The organism is Paenibacillus sp. Dod16 (genome assembly GCF_049893405.1).
Lineage (GTDB): Bacteria > Bacillota > Bacilli > Paenibacillales > Paenibacillaceae > Paenibacillus_AQ.
The window spans coordinates 134,515-150,999 of sequence record NZ_JBNDYG010000015.1; the positions used below are offsets into that span (position 1 = coordinate 134,515).

A 16,485-nucleotide genomic window follows, 5' to 3' on the forward strand; every position below is an offset into this window, starting at 1 on the left:
CATCACCTATTATACTCTCTATTACCCAAAAATAAAAAGGCAACCCGGGTGATTCAGGCCGCCTTCTTCCGATTCACGAGCAATCTGCTACAGGATTGTCAAAGTTATCCTCGAATCATGGTCGTTATGCGAAAGGTTACTATGCTTGGGCTGACAATGAAGGTAAATTCTGCTCAAGAAAATGGAGGGCATACTCCGACATCCAGCCCTTTACCATCGATTCCGGGTAATGTTTAAGCAGCAGCTCCTGAAATTCAGGATACCGGCCCGGATGCTCAAGTCCGGCAACCCATTGATCAATCCCGTCGAAGTCCGAACCAAACATGATGTGCTTTTCACCGCCCAGCTCACAAATCTTCTCGATATGCGGCAATATGTCCTCCGGCTTCACACGGTCTACTCCGCTGCGGATAAACCAGGGCACAAACGTGATTCCAATCATTCCGTTTAGCGCGATTAGTGCCCTTATCTGCTCATCATTCAAATTCCGGGGATGCTGGCAGACGGAGTACGCATTGGAATGCGAGGCGATGATGGGCCCTTTGGTCAGCTCCGCGAGCTCCCAGAAGCCAGCTTGGGACAGGTGAGACACATCCAGAATGATGCCCGTCGAATGGCATAGCTCTACCAGCTGCCGTCCCCGTTCCGTGAATCCCCCATTTCGCTGCTCCAGTACTCCATCCGCAGCCCAGTTCGCATAATTCCAGGTAACCCCCATCAAACGCACGCCCATCTCAAACAAGAGCTGGACGTAATACAAATTCCCCTCCAGCCCGTCAACGCCTTCCAAGGACAGAACGCCGAACCGTCCATGCTGCCCTTGTCTGATCTCTTGGAGTTGCTCCCGCCAAAGCAGGGGCTTAAGATGTCCCGGTTTAACGATGCGGCTGCGATATGTATCGAGTTGTGCCAGCACCCGTTCAAAGGATGGTCTCCCCCATTTCTCAGATAAAAAAACAGCGAACACCTGAAGGGCCAGGTCGCCCTCCTCCATGCGCTGCAGCGTTACATCCAAATGCGGGTCGTCCGCAAAGGAGGCTTGGGGAGCTTCCCACATTTTGCTCAAAACATCACAGTGAAAATCAACCGTCCTCATCGCGCCGCTCATCTCCCTTCTAAACTTGTCACAGCAAAAAGCCTGTTTACACCAAGTAGAGTAAACAGGCTAATACCTCAACATTCGAAATTTATCTAGGTTCTACGATCAATTTAATTGCCGTCCGGTCTTCGCCATCAATCACAATATCCGTAAAAGCAGGGATGCAAATCAAATCCACCCCGCTCGGTGCTACAAATCCCCGGGCAATCGCTACCGCTTTAATGGCCTGGTTCAGTGCTCCCGCCCCAATCGCTTGCAGTTCCGCTCCGCCCCGCTCCCTAAGAACTCCAGCGAGCGCCCCTGCAACTGAATTAGGATTGGATTTTGCTGAAACTTTTAATACTTCCATGGTAAGTACCTCCCCTGGGAATGTTGAGTGATGGTTTGCTTCCGCTTACTAGATGTTATTCGTGAGAGGGGAAAAAATTCCTGCTTTTTACCATCCGTTCCTAATTTAATTAAACGGATTCCGCCTTTTTTAATCCATCCGCCATTCGTCTTCGTACATGCGGATTTTCTGTATCTTCCGGGCTCTTCCCGTGTCCTCATCCATATCCACGCATACGGCATGGAACTGCCATTTACCTTCATCGACCTGGAAACGGGCAGGAAGCTGGGTCTTGAACTTATACATCACCGCATCACGCTGCATGCCGAGGATGCCTTCCTTGGAGCCCACCATGCCGGTATCCGTAATATAAGCTGTTCCTCCCGGCAGTATGGTATCGTCATTGCTTTGTACGTGGGTGTGCGTTCCGACCACCATCGAGGCGCGGCCTTCCAGATGCCATCCCATAGCAATCTTCTCCGACGTCGCCTCAGCGTGGAAGTCCACCAGAATGCACTTCGTCTTCTGGAGAAGCTCATCCACAATGTCATCGGCTGCGCGAAACGGGCAATCGATGGCTGGCAGGAAGGTTCGTCCTTGTAGATTCACGATCGCCAGCTGTTTGCCGTTCGCTTTGATGATTGTGTATCCACGGCCCGGGGTGCCGGGCGGAAAATTTGCCGGACGAATCATGCGCGGCTCATCATCAATAAACTCAAAAATGTCCTTGTTATCCCAGGTGTGATTACCCAAGGTGATGCCATGAATGCCCCAATTGAAAAATTCATTGGCGATGGCCGAGGTAATGCCGCGTCCTGAAGCAGCATTCTCCCCATTGGCAATAATGATGTGCGGATTATATTTGGACTTCAGCTCCGGAAGAGAAGCCTTCAAAGCTTTACGCCCTGTACTGCCGACAATGTCTCCGATGAATAATACTTTGATGTCAATCACTCCTTCAGGGATGCTTGTCCTGATTCCCGGCAGGACCGTTCCCGATTCATAAATGTCCGAAACTGTATTTTCGGTACTTGAAAGATAAAAAGTGGCCGAATTGCGGCCACTTTTTAAGGTCCAAACTCTATTTCGCGTAATCCACCGCTCGGGTTTCCCGGATGACGGTGACTTTGATATGACCCGGATAATCCAGCTCATTCTCAATGGTTTTGGTAATGTCACGCGCCAAGCGGAATGCTTCGGCATCGTCGATTTTCTCAGGCTGTACCATGACGCGAACTTCACGTCCCGCTTGAATGGCATAGGATTTCTCAACGCCTTCAAAGGATTCGGAAATTTCTTCGAGCTTCTCAAGACGACGGATATACGTCTCAAGCGTCTCTCTGCGTGCTCCCGGTCTTGCAGCAGACAATGCGTCAGCTGCGCCAACCAGCATGGCAATAACCGAAGTTGCTTCACAATCACCGTGATGAGAGGCAATGCTGTTGATAACCACCGGATGTTCCTTATACTTCTTCGCCAGCTCCACGCCGATTTCAACGTGCGATCCTTCCACTTCATGATCCAGCGCTTTCCCGATGTCATGCAACAGTCCTGCCCGTTTCGCAAGCACGATGTCTTCGCCCAGTTCGCCGGCCATCAGGCCAGTCAAATAGGCCACTTCCATGGAGTGTTTCAACACATTTTGTCCATAGCTTGTACGGAATTTCAGTCGGCCCAAAATTTTGATCAAATCTGGGTGCAAACCGTGAACGCCAACCTCGAAAGTGGCTTGTTCTCCGTATTCGCGAATACGTTCGTCCACTTCCTTGCGGGATTTCTCCACCATTTCTTCGATACGAGCCGGATGGATCCGTCCGTCCGCCACGAGCTTTTCCAAAGCTGTACGGGCAATTTCACGGCGAATCGGATCAAATCCGGAGAGAATAACAGCTTCCGGAGTATCATCGATAATAAGGTCAATCCCTGTAAGGGTCTCAAGCGCACGAATATTCCGGCCTTCACGTCCGATAATCCGGCCCTTCATTTCTTCATTCGGCAAAGTGACAACAGATACCGTGGTCTCCGCGACGTGATCAGCCGCACAGCGCTGAATAGCCAGCGTAATGATCTCGCGTGATTTCTTATCTGCCTCTTCCTTCGCCTGCTGCTCGATTTCTTTAATCATCTGAGCGGTTTCATGACGAACTTCCTGCTCAACATTACTGAGAATAATGCTGCGGGCATCCTCCATCGTCAGGTTGGAGATGCGCTCCAGTTCCGTCGTTTGTTTCTTGTAAATGGCATCGATTTGCTGCTGGGTTTCCTCTATTCGTTTCTCTTTGTTCGCCACTTGTTCTTCTTTACGTTCCAAAGATTCTATTTTTTTATCCAGCGACTCTTCCTTTTGCAACAATCTGCGCTCCTGCCGTTGAATTTCATTCCGGCGCTCACGAGTGTCTTTTTCAGCTTCGGCTCTAATTTTATGAACTTCGTCTTTAGCTTCAAGAACCGTTTCTTTCTTCAATGCTTCTGCTTCCTTCTTCGCACTTTCTACGATCTGCAAAGCGGCATGCTCGGCACTGGAAATTTTAGCTTCTGCAAGGGATTTGCGAATAAAATAACCGAACCCAAAGAATATAGCGGCTACAGCGAGAACGATTATGATCCAGATCCATGTATCCAGCATCTGTTTCACCTCCTCGTTGTTTCCTCCAAGGCATTCCTTGGGAAATGTGCAATTGTCAGGTTACTCATTCATACATAAAATTTTCCGGCAGTGGAAGCTGCCGTCCATACTGCGCACGCCTTATCACGTACGCAAATCCCGCCTTAGCCAGCGGAATACATTTCACTATGAATTGGCGATTAAAGAATCTTTCACAAAGTAGTCACTTTTTTGGAAGGAAAAAGGATTCTAATTTATGATAAAAAGATTCATATTTATTTTAGTATTTATAAAAAGATATTGTCAAGGGAAAGCAATGGGTAAACGTCAGTTTCATCCAATGAAACCATTTCTTTCACGGAAAAGTACCCAAACTGCCCTTTATTCGAAATCTTCCAGCTCGTCGTCCCACTCACCCTTTTCCTGATCCTCGTCAACCAGACGCTTGAGCACCTGACGCACCTGATCCCCGCCAAAGCCTCTACGCATTAAATATGCTCCTGTTTTACGTTTGCGATCCAGCATCTCTCCATGGGTTTGCTGCCATTTTTTCCGTCCCACGGCAAGCGCGCTCTCCAATTCGGCATCTGCACTGATCTCGCCCAAAGCCTCGGAGATCAGCTCCGTGCCGATTCCCTTCTGTCTCAACTCCTGCTTGACCCACAGCCGCCCCTTCTTATGGCTTGTCATTCGCTGCTCTGTCCACATCTTGGCGTATAACGCATCATCAATCAGCTTGTCCTTCTCCAATCGCTCCAGCGTCGTCTCTATGCAACTCGGCTCGAAACCTTTTTGCTGCAGTCGCTGGGTGATCTCCTTGGCTGTTCTGGGTTTCCTGGACAGATGATTCAGCGCCTCTACGTAAGCCCTCTGTCGTTCATCGGCCACGATAATTTCTTCAAGCTCTTCCTTGCGAAAAACATTCCCCTTGAACATCCGGTATTTCAGCATCACATCTTCATGAACGGTCATGAGGTACGGACCAAACGCGATTTGGTATCGGTGCTTGGGCTTTTTCAGCATTTCAACTGACGTTACAACCAAATCCTCATGGTCCGGAAAATGCCCTATACCTGATGCTTCTGCCTGCTCCGACATTTCCTTATTCTCTTCTTCCATATGTCGCTCCTCTCACTACCGCACCATTTCTGAGTAAAATAACCAAGACTGCATCTGGAAGTCTGAATAAATGCAAAGAAGACCGTCTGGCGTTACAAACACCGGACGGTCCTCAACACTGTAATCGATAACCAGCAATGTACTACTCTACTTTAAACAACTCTTGCTCTTCTAATTCCTCTTGTTCCTTATCCTTCTCGGAAGGCTCAGGAACAGCCGTGGTCAGATTGCTCGCTTCACGAATTTTGTTCTCGATAACACTAGCGATCTCCGGATTCTCTTTCAAGAATTGCTTCGCATTCTCACGTCCTTGGCCAAGACGGTCACCTGAATAAGAATACCATGCGCCGCTCTTATCCACGATATCGAGTTCGGTTCCGATATCGATCAGGCTTCCCTCTCTAGAGATGCCTTCACCGTACATAATATCAAGCTCAGCCTGTTTGAAAGGTGGCGCTACCTTGTTCTTAACAACCTTAATCCGTGTGCGGTTACCCACCACATCGTTCCCCATCTTGATGCTCTCAATTCGACGCACGTCCAAACGAACCGTCGAGTAGAACTTCAGAGCACGTCCACCCGGAGTCGTCTCAGGGTTACCAAACATAACACCAACCTTCTCACGAAGCTGGTTGATAAAGATGGCAATTGTTTTCGATTTATTAATAGCACCCGACAATTTACGAAGAGCCTGGGACATCAGACGAGCTTGCAGACCTACGTGGGAGTCACCCATGTCGCCTTCAATTTCAGCTTTTGGTACCAGTGCAGCAACCGAGTCAATAACGATGATATCAACTGCACCACTGCGTACCAGAGCTTCCGCAATTTCCAGCGCCTGCTCACCCGTGTCCGGTTGGGAGAGCAGCAATTCATCAATATTAACGCCCAGTTTGCTTGCATACGATGGATCCAGAGCATGCTCGGCATCGATAAATGCAGCCTGTCCACCAGCCTTCTGAACTTCCGCAATCGCATGGAGGGCTACTGTTGTTTTACCGGAGGATTCCGGTCCATACACTTCAATAATCCGGCCTCTAGGCAAGCCGCCGGTTCCTAAAGCTATATCCAATGCCAACGATCCGCTCGGCACAATCTCTACTTGCATGTGGGTGGATTCACCCAGTTTCATGATGGAACCTTTTCCGAACTGTTTCTCTATCTGACGAAGCGCCATTTCCAGCGCAGCACGACGATCTGACAATTGTTCCACAACCCTTCACTGTTGATAGTCATATCATACCTTGTTTTGACACGTTTGCCAAGCTTTTTTTCGAACATACATTCGTTTTTTTTATTCAGCACCCCTTCCCGTATATGTTCCATGCCTTATGTATAAACAACAAGAACCGTGGCAACATCATACGATATGCCACGGTTCTTCCGTATTTCCCATTATACTTGGAACTGTTCGTTAATACAAGAAGAGCTGCCAAGCAAGGTGTAAATTATTTACTTTTTTCGAATAACGGATATCCCTATTCTGCAACCCTAAACCTGTTTGGAGGCAACAAGACGCTGCCAAAGCCGGTAGAGCAGCGCCTTCGTAGCTCGGAGCCGGATCGTTTCACGGTTACCCTGAAGGTGCAGCTCGTGCACTTCCGTTTCTTTTCCCCGTTGAGACAATCCAATGTAAACAAGACCTATAGGCTTGCGTTCAGCATACCCTGGACCTGCCACGCCCGTTACCGATAAACCAAAGTCGCTGTCGGTTACCATCCGGACATGATCCGCAAGCGCTTCAGCAACCTCTGCACTGACGGCTCCCGGCGCATCATCCCCCTCAAGCAGCGCATGCGGGATATGCACAAGCTTCTCCTTGATCTGGTTGGTATAACAGATGATCCCGCCAAGGAACATGGACGCGCTCCCAGGGATAGAGGTCAGCGTCTCCGCTACAAGGCCTCCCGTGCAGCTCTCCGCAGCGCTCAGTGTCCAGCTATGATCCGCCATCATATCGACGATGACCTTCTCAATGGGCACATCCTCGTTAGCATACATAAATTCCGGGCCTCTCTCCTGGATCCGGGCTTCCAGTTCATTCAGCCGCACCATGGCCTCAGCCTCGCTGGCTGCCTTCGTGGAGATTCGGACGGTTACCTCCCCCTCCTTGGCATACAACGCAATCGTCGGATCGCTCTGGGCCGTAATCAGGTCCTCCAGGCGCTTATCAAGCGCGGACTCCCCGATGCCTGCGAATTTGAGCATCTTCGAATAGATGGGAAGCTCTCCCGTAAGCACATGCTGCAGAAGCCAAGGCTTGGCCTCCTGCTCAAACATCGGCATCAGCTCTTTCGGCGGTCCCGGCAACACAATGTAATGAGTCCCTTCATAGGATACCGCATTCCCGACGGCGAGGCCTGTTTCGTTCGGAAGCGGAGTCCCGCCCTCGATGGTCAGGGCCTGGCGCCGATTGTTCTCGGTCATTACGGATCCCCGTTCATGGAAAAAGCGTTCAATCCGATCCATGGCCATCCGATCAATATGCAATGAACGATTTAGAAAAGACGCGAGCGCATCCTTTGTCAGGTCATCCTGTGTGGGGCCCAGACCACCGGACAGAAGAACGATATCGGCTCTGCTGCTGGACAGCCGCAAGGCCTCCTTGAGCCTCTCCATGTTATCCCCGACAACGGTTTGATAGTATACATCGATTCCCATTGAAGCAAGCTGTCTGGACAAATACTGTGCATTGGTATTCACAATCTGTCCAAGAAGAAGTTCAGTTCCAACTGCAATGATTTCTGCTTTCATGATTCGTCCATCCTCCTGTGTCTGCTATCTCTTCACAAAATACTCGCTTTCACAATGTTCTTACCCTGCGGAAGAAAAAAGCAATAGGATAGCTCCTATTGCCGTTACGCCCCGGTACCTTTGAGAAGGTGCCTGTTCTGGACAAAATATTCGATTCCCGAATATATCGTAATCATCGCGGCAGCCCAGATTGCAATGATATCAAACGGAATTCCCAAGAATACAAACGGGAAATTATTGATCAGAAGCGCGACAATCGCCACAATCTGAATCACCGTCTTGATTTTCCCCGATTGACCTGCTGCAACGACTGAACCTTCCAGGAGTGCAATTTGTCTCAAGCCAGTAACCGCGAATTCTCTGCTGATGATAACTACAGCAATCCAGGATTCGCATTTGCCCATCTCCACAAGCGATATGAGGATGGCTGCCACCAGCAGTTTGTCCGCAAGCGGATCCAGAAGTTTACCCAGGTTCGTCACCATATTGTTTTTCCGGGCCAAATACCCGTCAATCCCATCCGTACTTGCTGCAAGTATGAATATCAATGCTGCAATCAATTGGTTGTAGGGAAGGACAAAATCATTCCACACAATAGGAGCCGGATAAAAATCAAAATCCACCAGCAGGAAAATCATCATGACAGGGATCAAGCAAATGCGGGCCAACGTGATACGATTGGGTAAATTCATGGGGCAACCTCCCTTGCAACGGGTTGTCTTGAAATTTTCGCAGACCCCGCGACTGTTATCCATCTGTACTTCAATAGGGTCGCTCTTCCCAAGAGCCTAAAGGGTTCGAAGCGTGAAGCGCTGTCTGTCATATTCATCCCCCAATAATCTATGTATACGTTAATCCTTATATATCGTTTTTTAGTATAATATTTCCGCTCACGCCCTGTCAAAAGAAACAAACCTGTCCATCCAATCCTATATGAGCCTGTGGCGGCGTTTATTTAAAATTCGTGAATTGCAGGTCCAGAGAAAGATCCGCTTTGCGAAGCAGCTGCATGATCTGCTGAAGATCATCCTTGCTTTTTCCGGTTACCCGAATTTGGTCACCTTGAATCTGACTCTTGACCTTCAGCTTGGAATCACGGATCAATATGTTGATCTTTTTCGAATTTTCCTGATCGATTCCTTGTTTTAAGGTCAGACGCTGGCGAACGGTACCCATGGAAGCCGGCTCGATCTTGCCGTACTCCACATTTTTCAGCGACAAGCCCCGTTTCACCATCTTGGTTTGCAAAATATCAATAACGGCGTTGAGTTTATACTCGTCATCGGATGAAATGACCAGTGCGTCCTTGTCCAGCTTCAAGCTGCTCTTGCTGCCCTTGAAGTCAAAACGGTTCTCGATCTCCCGCTCCGCCTGATTAACCGCATTGCTAAGTTCCTGCATATCCATTTTGGATACGATATCAAATGAGTTTTCTGAAGCCATGGTGAATCCTTCCTTTCATTTGGCGATAATGCTTCTATTATAGGTAAAACCGTGAGCCAAGTCTAATCCTCCATGAGATCAGCCGGGATAAATGTGAACGAAAAAGACTCCGCTTATCGCCACCATTCCGGCGAAAACGAAGCCTGCTCCGTCAACTGCTAGCTTTCTCATCATGCACCGGACGGCGAAACATGCTCAGTATACCGAGCAAAATATGTGCCAGTCCAAAGCCTAATATGCCATATCCCCAGTCACTTGGAATCAAATAGTAGCCCAAGAGGCTGACGATAACGCCTAATCCGAATATAATCCAGTTGACCGTCACGAGAGCATCACCTCTTCCAGGAAGTGCAATAACAGCATGCAGCTGCATGCTGTTATGATGGCCTGGAGGACAGGCAATTATTCGATATCTGTGGTATCCGATGTACCTGTAGTACCTGTAGTATCTGTGGTAGTACCTGTGGCATCCGTAGTTCCCGTGTTGTCCATCGTGCCTGCGGAACCATCCGCCGGCTCCAGCAAGATACGCGACGTTGATTTTCCATCCGTTACGGGCTGGCCGCCAACCGTAATGGTGGTTGCAGCGGAGTTCCCTGATTTCACGTAAAGTCCCTGGCTATCCAGGTCAAAGCTGAGAGAATCACCATTCTCAAGCATTTGGAAAGCCAGCTTCTCTCCGGAGGTATTGTAGCCACGATACACTTCTACCCAGCTCTTACCGTCGCTCGTTGCCACAATCTCAACCTTCACAGACGAGCCTGTTACCTTAAATACGGTGTTCTTGCCTTCCGTCCGGTCCTGCGTCACCGTCGTTTCTCCAGGCGTTGTATTTCCCGGTTCATCGATGTCCGTGCCATCTGTTCCGTCCGTTGCGTCTGTTCCTTCACCGTCTGTACCTTCGTTACCACTACCGGTATCGTCCGTGGTGTTGTCGCCGCCCTGAGCTCCGTCACCTGGCGTGGCGGGATCCGTATTGCCTTGGTCTTCCGGCTTTTGCGCTTGATCCGTCTGCGTCTGATCATTATTGGTTACCGGAGGTTCATCCTTAGGCTCATTCGAATTGATGGCCACCAAATAAATGACAACAACGATCAGAATCGGGAATGTCCACATCAGCAGTGTAGGCAGCCATTTCATGTTCCGTTCGGCTGAAGGTCTGGCGGCACGTTTTTGAATAACCGGTTCCATCGTCGCTTCCGGTTCGGATTTAGGCACATCCTGTTTATGGCCTTCAAGCAGTTCGTCCGGGTCAATCCCCACCGCTTCCGCATAGGTTTTGATGAATGCCCGCACGTAAAAACTGCCGGGAAGTACTTTGTAATCCCCTGCCTCGATGGCTTCCAAGTATCGCTTGCGTATTTTTGTCATTTCCTGCACATCATCAAGGCTCATCCCTTTTTGTAGACGCGCCTCCCTTAATTGCTGTCCCAGTTCGGACATGCCATCACCTCCTACTTTAGAAATTCGTGGTCAAAGTCAAAAACAATATTATAAATCGTCACTATAAGAGCCCGTGAACGTATCATAAACGATTTCCTCTTCCGGATTGTTTCGCAATTCGATTATAATATCGAAATCCTCATAGGAATATTCGGATTCGCGAACAAAAATATCCGGATGCTCGATCACCTTCGTGCTCTCCATCCCCATAATATCCTGCAGGAGCTGATAATGACGTTCGTTGGATCGGATCGTGCTCACAATGCCGTCAATGATGAAAACATTGTTCGAATTCATCTCGTCCTCAGAGAGTTGACTGCGAATGGTTTGACGGAGCAGCGTAGAGGAAACAAAGGTCCAGCGCTTCATCGCGCAGACGCTGCCGGCGATAATGGACTCGGTTTTGCCGACGCGTGGCATTCCGCGAAGACCGATAACCTGATTACCTTCCCTTTTGAACAATTCACCCAAAAAATCAACAAGTAAACCGAGCTCATCACGCGTAAAACGGAACGTTTTACGATCATCCGAGTCCCGGTCAATATATCGTCCATGTCGGACAGCCAAAATATCGACCAGTTTCGGGGGTCTCAAGGCTGTTACCGTAATATTTTTCATTTTGTTTAACATTTTGCCCATCAGGATAATTTTTTCTTCATCATCCGTTTCCAGCAGCATTCCGCGAGTTTGGCCTTCAACCCCGTTAATGGTCAGGATGTTTACTTCGAGCATACCTAATACGGAAGCAATATCGCCGAGCAAACCAGGCCGGTTCTTATGTATCTTGTATTCCATGTACCATTGATTCGATTCCACAAAGACACCTCTTTGCACTTCTTTTCCATCAATATTCGACAAATTCCAGCGAAAATTGCACGCAAAAACAGGTCAAATGAAAAATGGGTCACGTTAATGATATATAAAATAAAAATGAAAGGCAAGTATTAACGATGACATGAAAATTACATTCTTTTTTCTTGACAAAAAGCCCCCGTTGGCGGGGGGCTTTTTGCAAGAGGGTTATGCGTTGTTCTTGGCCAGTTTCACCATCAGACGCGCGATAACGTGGCGTTCTTCCTCGTTACCTACATCCCACAATTCTTTCAGTGCCCGGTTAGATGAGTTTTGCGGGTCAACCTTCTCATCGAGGAAATCACCGATTTCATAAGCCAGCTGAGAAATGGTGTCTTCACTCATACCCGCTTTCTCGGCTTGAACGACGCGCTCGCCCAGAAATTTCTTCCAGGAATCAAAGTTTTTGATTACGGATGACATGAATTAAATCCTCCTTTTGCGTGGTGGCAATTCAGATTTAAAGTAACAATAGTAATATGTCCCCGTAACCAATCCCTTATGAGTGGTGAATTGCACCACGTATGACGATCAGGTCACCCAACCGCCATTCGGGCTGATCACTTGCCCGGTAATGTAGCCCGACTCGGGCAGCGCCAGAAAATACACCAGTGATGAGATCTCATCCGGCTGCGCCAATCTGCCGACCGGAATTTCATCCTCCAGCATGCGGATCTCATCCGATTCCAAATGCCCCAGCATGGACGTATCCACCGCGCCGGGGGCAACGGCGTTGACCGTCACGCCTGATGGGGCAAGCTCCTTCGCAAGGGCCTTCGTAAAAGCGTTAACGCCGCCCTTGCTTGTTGAATACAATACCTCGCAGGAGGCACCCGACAATCCCCAGATCGAGGACACATTGATAATCCTGCCAAATCGCTGGGAGATCATACGCCCCATAAACGCCTGGGAACACAGAAACATCCCTCTCAGGTTAATGGACATCAAAGTGTCCCACTCCTCTTCGGTCACGTCAGACAGAAGCCCGTAATGGGATACCCCGGCGTTGTTGACCAGGATATCCGGCTCCATATCATGACTCTGAAGCTTCTCTTGCATGCGCAATATTTGCTCTTTGTCGCGAAGATCCGCGGACACGGTTAATACCTTAGCACCATAGGCCATACAGCGGCGGGCAACTTCATTGGCCGCTTCATGCGAATTCATGTAATGGATAACGACATTCATGCGTACCGAAGCAAAACGCTCGGCAACAGCCGCTCCAATACCTCTGCTGGCACCCGTGATCAGTACCGTCATTTCCCCGATCGGTTTCAATTCTCTTCCCATGTCTTGCTTCATTACGGACTCACAACGATCGATACGGCCAATTGATCCCAATCGATATGCTCCTGCAGACGGCGGTTTACATCATCTAGGGTAATGGATTCATAAACCGGTAGAACCTTAAAGAAATCCGCCCCGCGGAACTGATAGCGAGTGAATTCATGAGCAATATTTTCAGGGGAATTGAGCATGCGCAAGTATCCGCCCATTTTCTTCTTGCGGGCACGTTCAAAGTCGGATGCCTGAAATCCGGTTGCCTTTAGCTTATCCACCTCGGTGCGGATACGCTCCAGAAGTTGGTCCGGATCCTTTGTATCTCCGCCCACCGCAGAGAACGCATATTGGGGTGAACTGTTATATTCATGGCCGAAGCTGTCGGATATCAAATCCTCGTCATACAGCTGCTGATACAATTCCGTACTGGATCCAAACAGGAGGTCCATCATCAGCTTCGTTGTCAAATCTCGGCGCAGCTGCTCCTCAGCCGTTAAACCGACCTGCTTCTCCTTGAAGCCGAACAGGCATTTCGGCAGGGATACGGCCAACCGGCTCTCTCGCCGCTTCTCTTCAACTCCCTGCGGTTCCGGATCGAATATGCGCTCGATGGAGCCTTGCTTCTCATACGATTTTCCGGCTTGATTCGAACGGATCAGGTTCATCGTTTCAACTGGATCTACGCCGCCCACCACGAACAGCAGCATGTTGCTCGGATGATAAAAGGCATTGTAGCACGTATACAGATCTTCCTTTGTAATTGTTCCGATGGATTCCACCGTACCGGCGATATCGATGTGCACCGGATGCACCTTGTACATCGCTTCGATCAGACCGAAGTATACGCGCCAGTCCGGATTGTCCTGGTACATGTTGATTTCCTGCCCGATAATCCCTTTTTCCTTCTCTACGTTCTGATCGGTAAAGTAAGGGTTCTGCACGAAATTAATCAGCGTCTCCAAATTTTCATGGATGTTCTCCGTCGCAGAAAAGAGATACACCGTTTGGTCAAAACTAGTAAAGGCATTCGCAAAATGCGCAATGCCATCAGGAACGCGAGTTTCAGATTCGCCTTCAACCTTAAAATGGTTATCCACCGAACCATATTTGGTTGCAAAGGTCGCATAGGTTTTCTGGAAGCCGGGTTTAGGCAGCACATACACGTGCAGACCGTTATCCATCACTTCGTAATACAGCGTTTCCTGCAGGTTGTCATAATGAATGCTCTCCACCGGCTATTCCTCCTTTTGACCTTTCAGGAAATAGATCGTATCCAGCGAAAATGCCGAAGCTGCTTGCTTCACATCATCCACTGTAATGCCTTCCACCTGCTGCAGCAGCTCATCCGGCGTACGTTCCCGCCCCGACAGCGTGCGGTTGAAATCATACGCAATCATCTCAAAGGCCGAATCCTGCATTTCCTTAATGACGTTGCGGATCATGGCTTTCGTTTGGGTCATTTCGATATCCGTAATGGCACCGTTGGCCATGTCATCGAGCTGCTGTTGAATAATTTGGACAGCCTTCTCGAAATTTTGAACCTCGATGCCGGACTGGATGGTTGCAATTCCTTTATGACCGTCATATCGGGACGACGCGTAATACGCCAAGCTTTCCTTCTCCCTCACGTTAACGAACAGCTTTGAATGCGGGTAACCGCCTAAAATCCCGTTATACAATAGCGCGGCGGCATACTCATCATCTCCGTAAGTAATGGTGCTTCTCAGACCCATGTTGAGTTTGCCTTGATTAATGTCCAGCTTCTCCACGACCGTCTGCGTCCCGCTTGCTGCCGTTCGCGTGGAGGAAGGAACATAATCCTTGCTTGCTGTTCTGTTCAGTTTAAAATGCTCCTCTACGAGCTTCTTCACCTCATCCAAACTCGTATCGCCAACCACATACAGATCCAGAACGGATTCATTAAGCCAGTTCTGATAGGACTCATACAAGCCTTCCGGCGTGATACCGTCAAGATCCTTCCGTTCTCCTAACGGATGCAGCCGATACGGTTCGTTCTTGCACATAACCTCGATGCAGCGCTCCGCAGCGTAACGAATCTTATCATTGACGATGGACTCCAGCTTCTTGCGAACCGTGTCTCTCTCGGTCTGTACATAAGATTTGCGGAATGCTCCATTCTCTAACACGGGCTGGGTGAAAGCTTCGCCCAAAAAAGCAAATGAAGAGCGCAGCAGGCTCTCCGGACTCTTAACAAAAGAGTCATTGATCGTATCCATGCGAAAGTGCACGATCTGATAATCGCCACGCTTATACACATCAAATCCAAATCCAGCGCCGTACAGCTGCTCCAGCTGTTCTCGGAAAGCTCGCGTTTCCGGATAGGAAACGGTCCCTCTGCGCAGCACAAAAGGTGTAAGCGCGGTCGAGGTCACGGTTTCTTCTGCTAACGGACTTCCGGCGTAAAGCGATATCGCAAATGTCTTGAATCGGTTGGTCGGTAATACGTGAATCCGAATTCCTCCGACTGTACCGTGTTCAAATTCCGTTTTCGTCAAGGTCCATATCCCCTTACATCATGGATTGTCGTTGCCAAAATTTACTTCATAGATAACTTTCATTCTAACCCATTGCAAAGTGAAGAAGCAACCGAAGACAGGCCCCGGTTGCTGTTGTTTACGGCTTACATACAGAAGATATGTTGACCGATGGTTTTGACTTGAGGGCGGGTCCAAATCCATGGCGAGGTGGCCGTTTTCGGATTGAAATAGTACAGGCAGCCTCCTGTCGGATCCCAGCCGCTCAGCGCCTGCTGTACTGCTTTCTTCGCCTGCTCGTTCGGCTCAAGCCATATTTGACCGTCGGCTACCGCGGTAAAGGCTCTCGGCTCAAATATAACCCCATGCGGCGTATTCGGGAAGCTTGGTGATTTTACCCGGTTGAGAATAACCGCCGCTACGGCGACCTGGCCTTCGAACGGCTCTCCTCGCGCTTCGCCATATACGGCATTTGCCATGATTCTCAAATCGTTCTCTGAAAGGCCCATTGAATCAGATGAGGCTAAGTTGTTATTGCCGCTTTCTTTGTTGGCTGAACCTCCGCCACCACCGGCCGCTGCACCGCCTCCACCTTCATGAGCCTTAGGAGCGGTCGGACGGAAATCCTTGGTTGCATTATACAGTTTAAGCTTGACCTTCGGTCCTACGATACCGTCTACCTTCATGCCAAACTCCGATTGGAACCATTTAACGGCTCCTTGGGTTTTGGAGCCAAATACGCTGTCAATTTTCCCATGATAAAAGCCCAGGTGTTTCAGACGGCCTTGCAGCTCATACACATCTTCGCCGGTAGAACCAAATTTGATGGTCTGCTGGCTAAAGGTTGGCAAAGCTTCCTGAAGATTCGAATGATCTGTTTCCAGGCCTCCCTGAGCGAAGACAACGGCAGACAACAGAATCGCAATGCTTATTAGAATCCAGATTCTTGAGTTTTTCATGCTGCGCTCTACCTTTCTCTTGTGGTTTAACAAGCCTCGCTACCGTTATTATGACAAGCCTGCCAGTTTCCTATGCACCTGTTCGGCGAGAGGACTGAACGAAGACA

General features: G+C 49.1%; 17 protein-coding genes. All 17 read right to left on the minus strand.

The genetic code is table 11. The features are described 5' to 3' along the window. Positions 1-139: 139 nt before the first annotated feature. The 17 genes from ACPV3A_RS13500 to sleB all read right to left on the minus strand — a co-directional run bounded on the left by ACPV3A_RS13500 (position 140) and on the right by sleB (position 16,378). A complete protein-coding gene (locus ACPV3A_RS13500; protein ID WP_426199950.1) occupies positions 140-1,096 on the minus strand; it encodes a dipeptidase in 957 nt (318 codons plus the stop codon). Positions 1,097-1,187: 91 nt separating this feature from the next. Continuing rightward, positions 1,188-1,448, minus strand: coding sequence for a stage V sporulation protein S (locus ACPV3A_RS13505; RefSeq protein ID WP_006211249.1), 261 nt, complete (start codon positions 1,446-1,448; stop codon positions 1,188-1,190). Between the two features lie 129 nt (positions 1,449-1,577). Beyond that, entirely contained in the window at positions 1,578-2,381 is an 804-nt protein-coding gene (locus ACPV3A_RS13510; protein WP_426199951.1) for a TIGR00282 family metallophosphoesterase, read from the minus strand. Between the two features lie 127 nt (positions 2,382-2,508). Then, a complete protein-coding gene (rny, locus tag ACPV3A_RS13515; protein ID WP_036642458.1) occupies positions 2,509-4,050 on the minus strand; it encodes a ribonuclease Y in 1,542 nt (513 codons plus the stop codon). Between the two features lie 363 nt (positions 4,051-4,413). After that, positions 4,414-5,151, minus strand: a complete 738-nt coding sequence (locus tag ACPV3A_RS13520; protein WP_426199952.1) for a regulatory protein RecX — start codon at positions 5,149-5,151, stop codon at positions 4,414-4,416. A 142-nt stretch (positions 5,152-5,293) separates the two neighbouring features. Further along, positions 5,294-6,355: a recombinase RecA gene (gene recA / locus ACPV3A_RS13525; protein WP_194544872.1), complete on the minus strand. Its 1,062-nt coding sequence runs from the start codon at positions 6,353-6,355 to the stop codon at positions 5,294-5,296. 287 nt (positions 6,356-6,642) lie between these two features. Then, entirely contained in the window at positions 6,643-7,905 is a 1,263-nt protein-coding gene (locus tag ACPV3A_RS13530) for a competence/damage-inducible protein A (RefSeq protein WP_426199953.1), read from the minus strand. Positions 7,906-8,009: 104 nt separating this feature from the next. Then, complete coding sequence (gene pgsA, locus ACPV3A_RS13535; protein ID WP_426199954.1) at positions 8,010-8,597, minus strand: CDP-diacylglycerol--glycerol-3-phosphate 3-phosphatidyltransferase; 588 nt, start codon at positions 8,595-8,597, stop codon at positions 8,010-8,012. A 259-nt stretch (positions 8,598-8,856) separates the two neighbouring features. Next, complete coding sequence (locus ACPV3A_RS13540; RefSeq protein WP_426199955.1) at positions 8,857-9,348, minus strand: YajQ family cyclic di-GMP-binding protein; 492 nt, start codon at positions 9,346-9,348, stop codon at positions 8,857-8,859. 151 nt (positions 9,349-9,499) lie between these two features. Then, positions 9,500-9,673, minus strand: coding sequence for a DUF4175 domain-containing protein (locus tag ACPV3A_RS13545; RefSeq protein ID WP_146746999.1), 174 nt, complete (start codon positions 9,671-9,673; stop codon positions 9,500-9,502). 77 nt (positions 9,674-9,750) lie between these two features. Continuing rightward, on the minus strand, positions 9,751-10,791 hold the full coding sequence (locus ACPV3A_RS13550; protein ID WP_426199956.1) for a RodZ domain-containing protein: 1,041 nt from the start codon (positions 10,789-10,791) through the stop codon (positions 9,751-9,753). Positions 10,792-10,839: 48 nt separating this feature from the next. Then, positions 10,840-11,607, minus strand: a complete 768-nt coding sequence (locus ACPV3A_RS13555; protein ID WP_113058682.1) for a DUF3388 domain-containing protein — start codon at positions 11,605-11,607, stop codon at positions 10,840-10,842. A 204-nt stretch (positions 11,608-11,811) separates the two neighbouring features. Continuing rightward, positions 11,812-12,066, minus strand: coding sequence for a DUF3243 domain-containing protein (locus tag ACPV3A_RS13560; RefSeq protein WP_009589302.1), 255 nt, complete (start codon positions 12,064-12,066; stop codon positions 11,812-11,814). 108 nt (positions 12,067-12,174) lie between these two features. Next, on the minus strand, positions 12,175-12,945 hold the full coding sequence (ymfI, locus tag ACPV3A_RS13565) for an elongation factor P 5-aminopentanone reductase (RefSeq protein ID WP_194543527.1): 771 nt from the start codon (positions 12,943-12,945) through the stop codon (positions 12,175-12,177). Next, positions 12,945-14,156 carry an EF-P 5-aminopentanol modification-associated protein YfmH gene (gene yfmH, locus ACPV3A_RS13570; protein WP_426199957.1) on the minus strand — a complete coding sequence of 404 codons (1,212 nt, stop codon included), beginning with the start codon at positions 14,154-14,156 and terminating at the stop codon, positions 12,945-12,947. The genes ymfI and yfmH overlap by 1 nt, the downstream gene beginning before the upstream one ends. Positions 14,157-14,159: 3 nt before the next feature. Further along, entirely contained in the window at positions 14,160-15,440 is a 1,281-nt protein-coding gene (gene yfmF, locus ACPV3A_RS13575) for an EF-P 5-aminopentanol modification-associated protein YfmF (RefSeq protein ID WP_194543529.1), read from the minus strand. A 125-nt stretch (positions 15,441-15,565) separates the two neighbouring features. Beyond that, a complete protein-coding gene (sleB, locus tag ACPV3A_RS13580) occupies positions 15,566-16,378 on the minus strand; it encodes a spore cortex-lytic enzyme (RefSeq protein ID WP_194543530.1) in 813 nt (270 codons plus the stop codon). Positions 16,379-16,485: the final 107 nt, after the last annotated feature.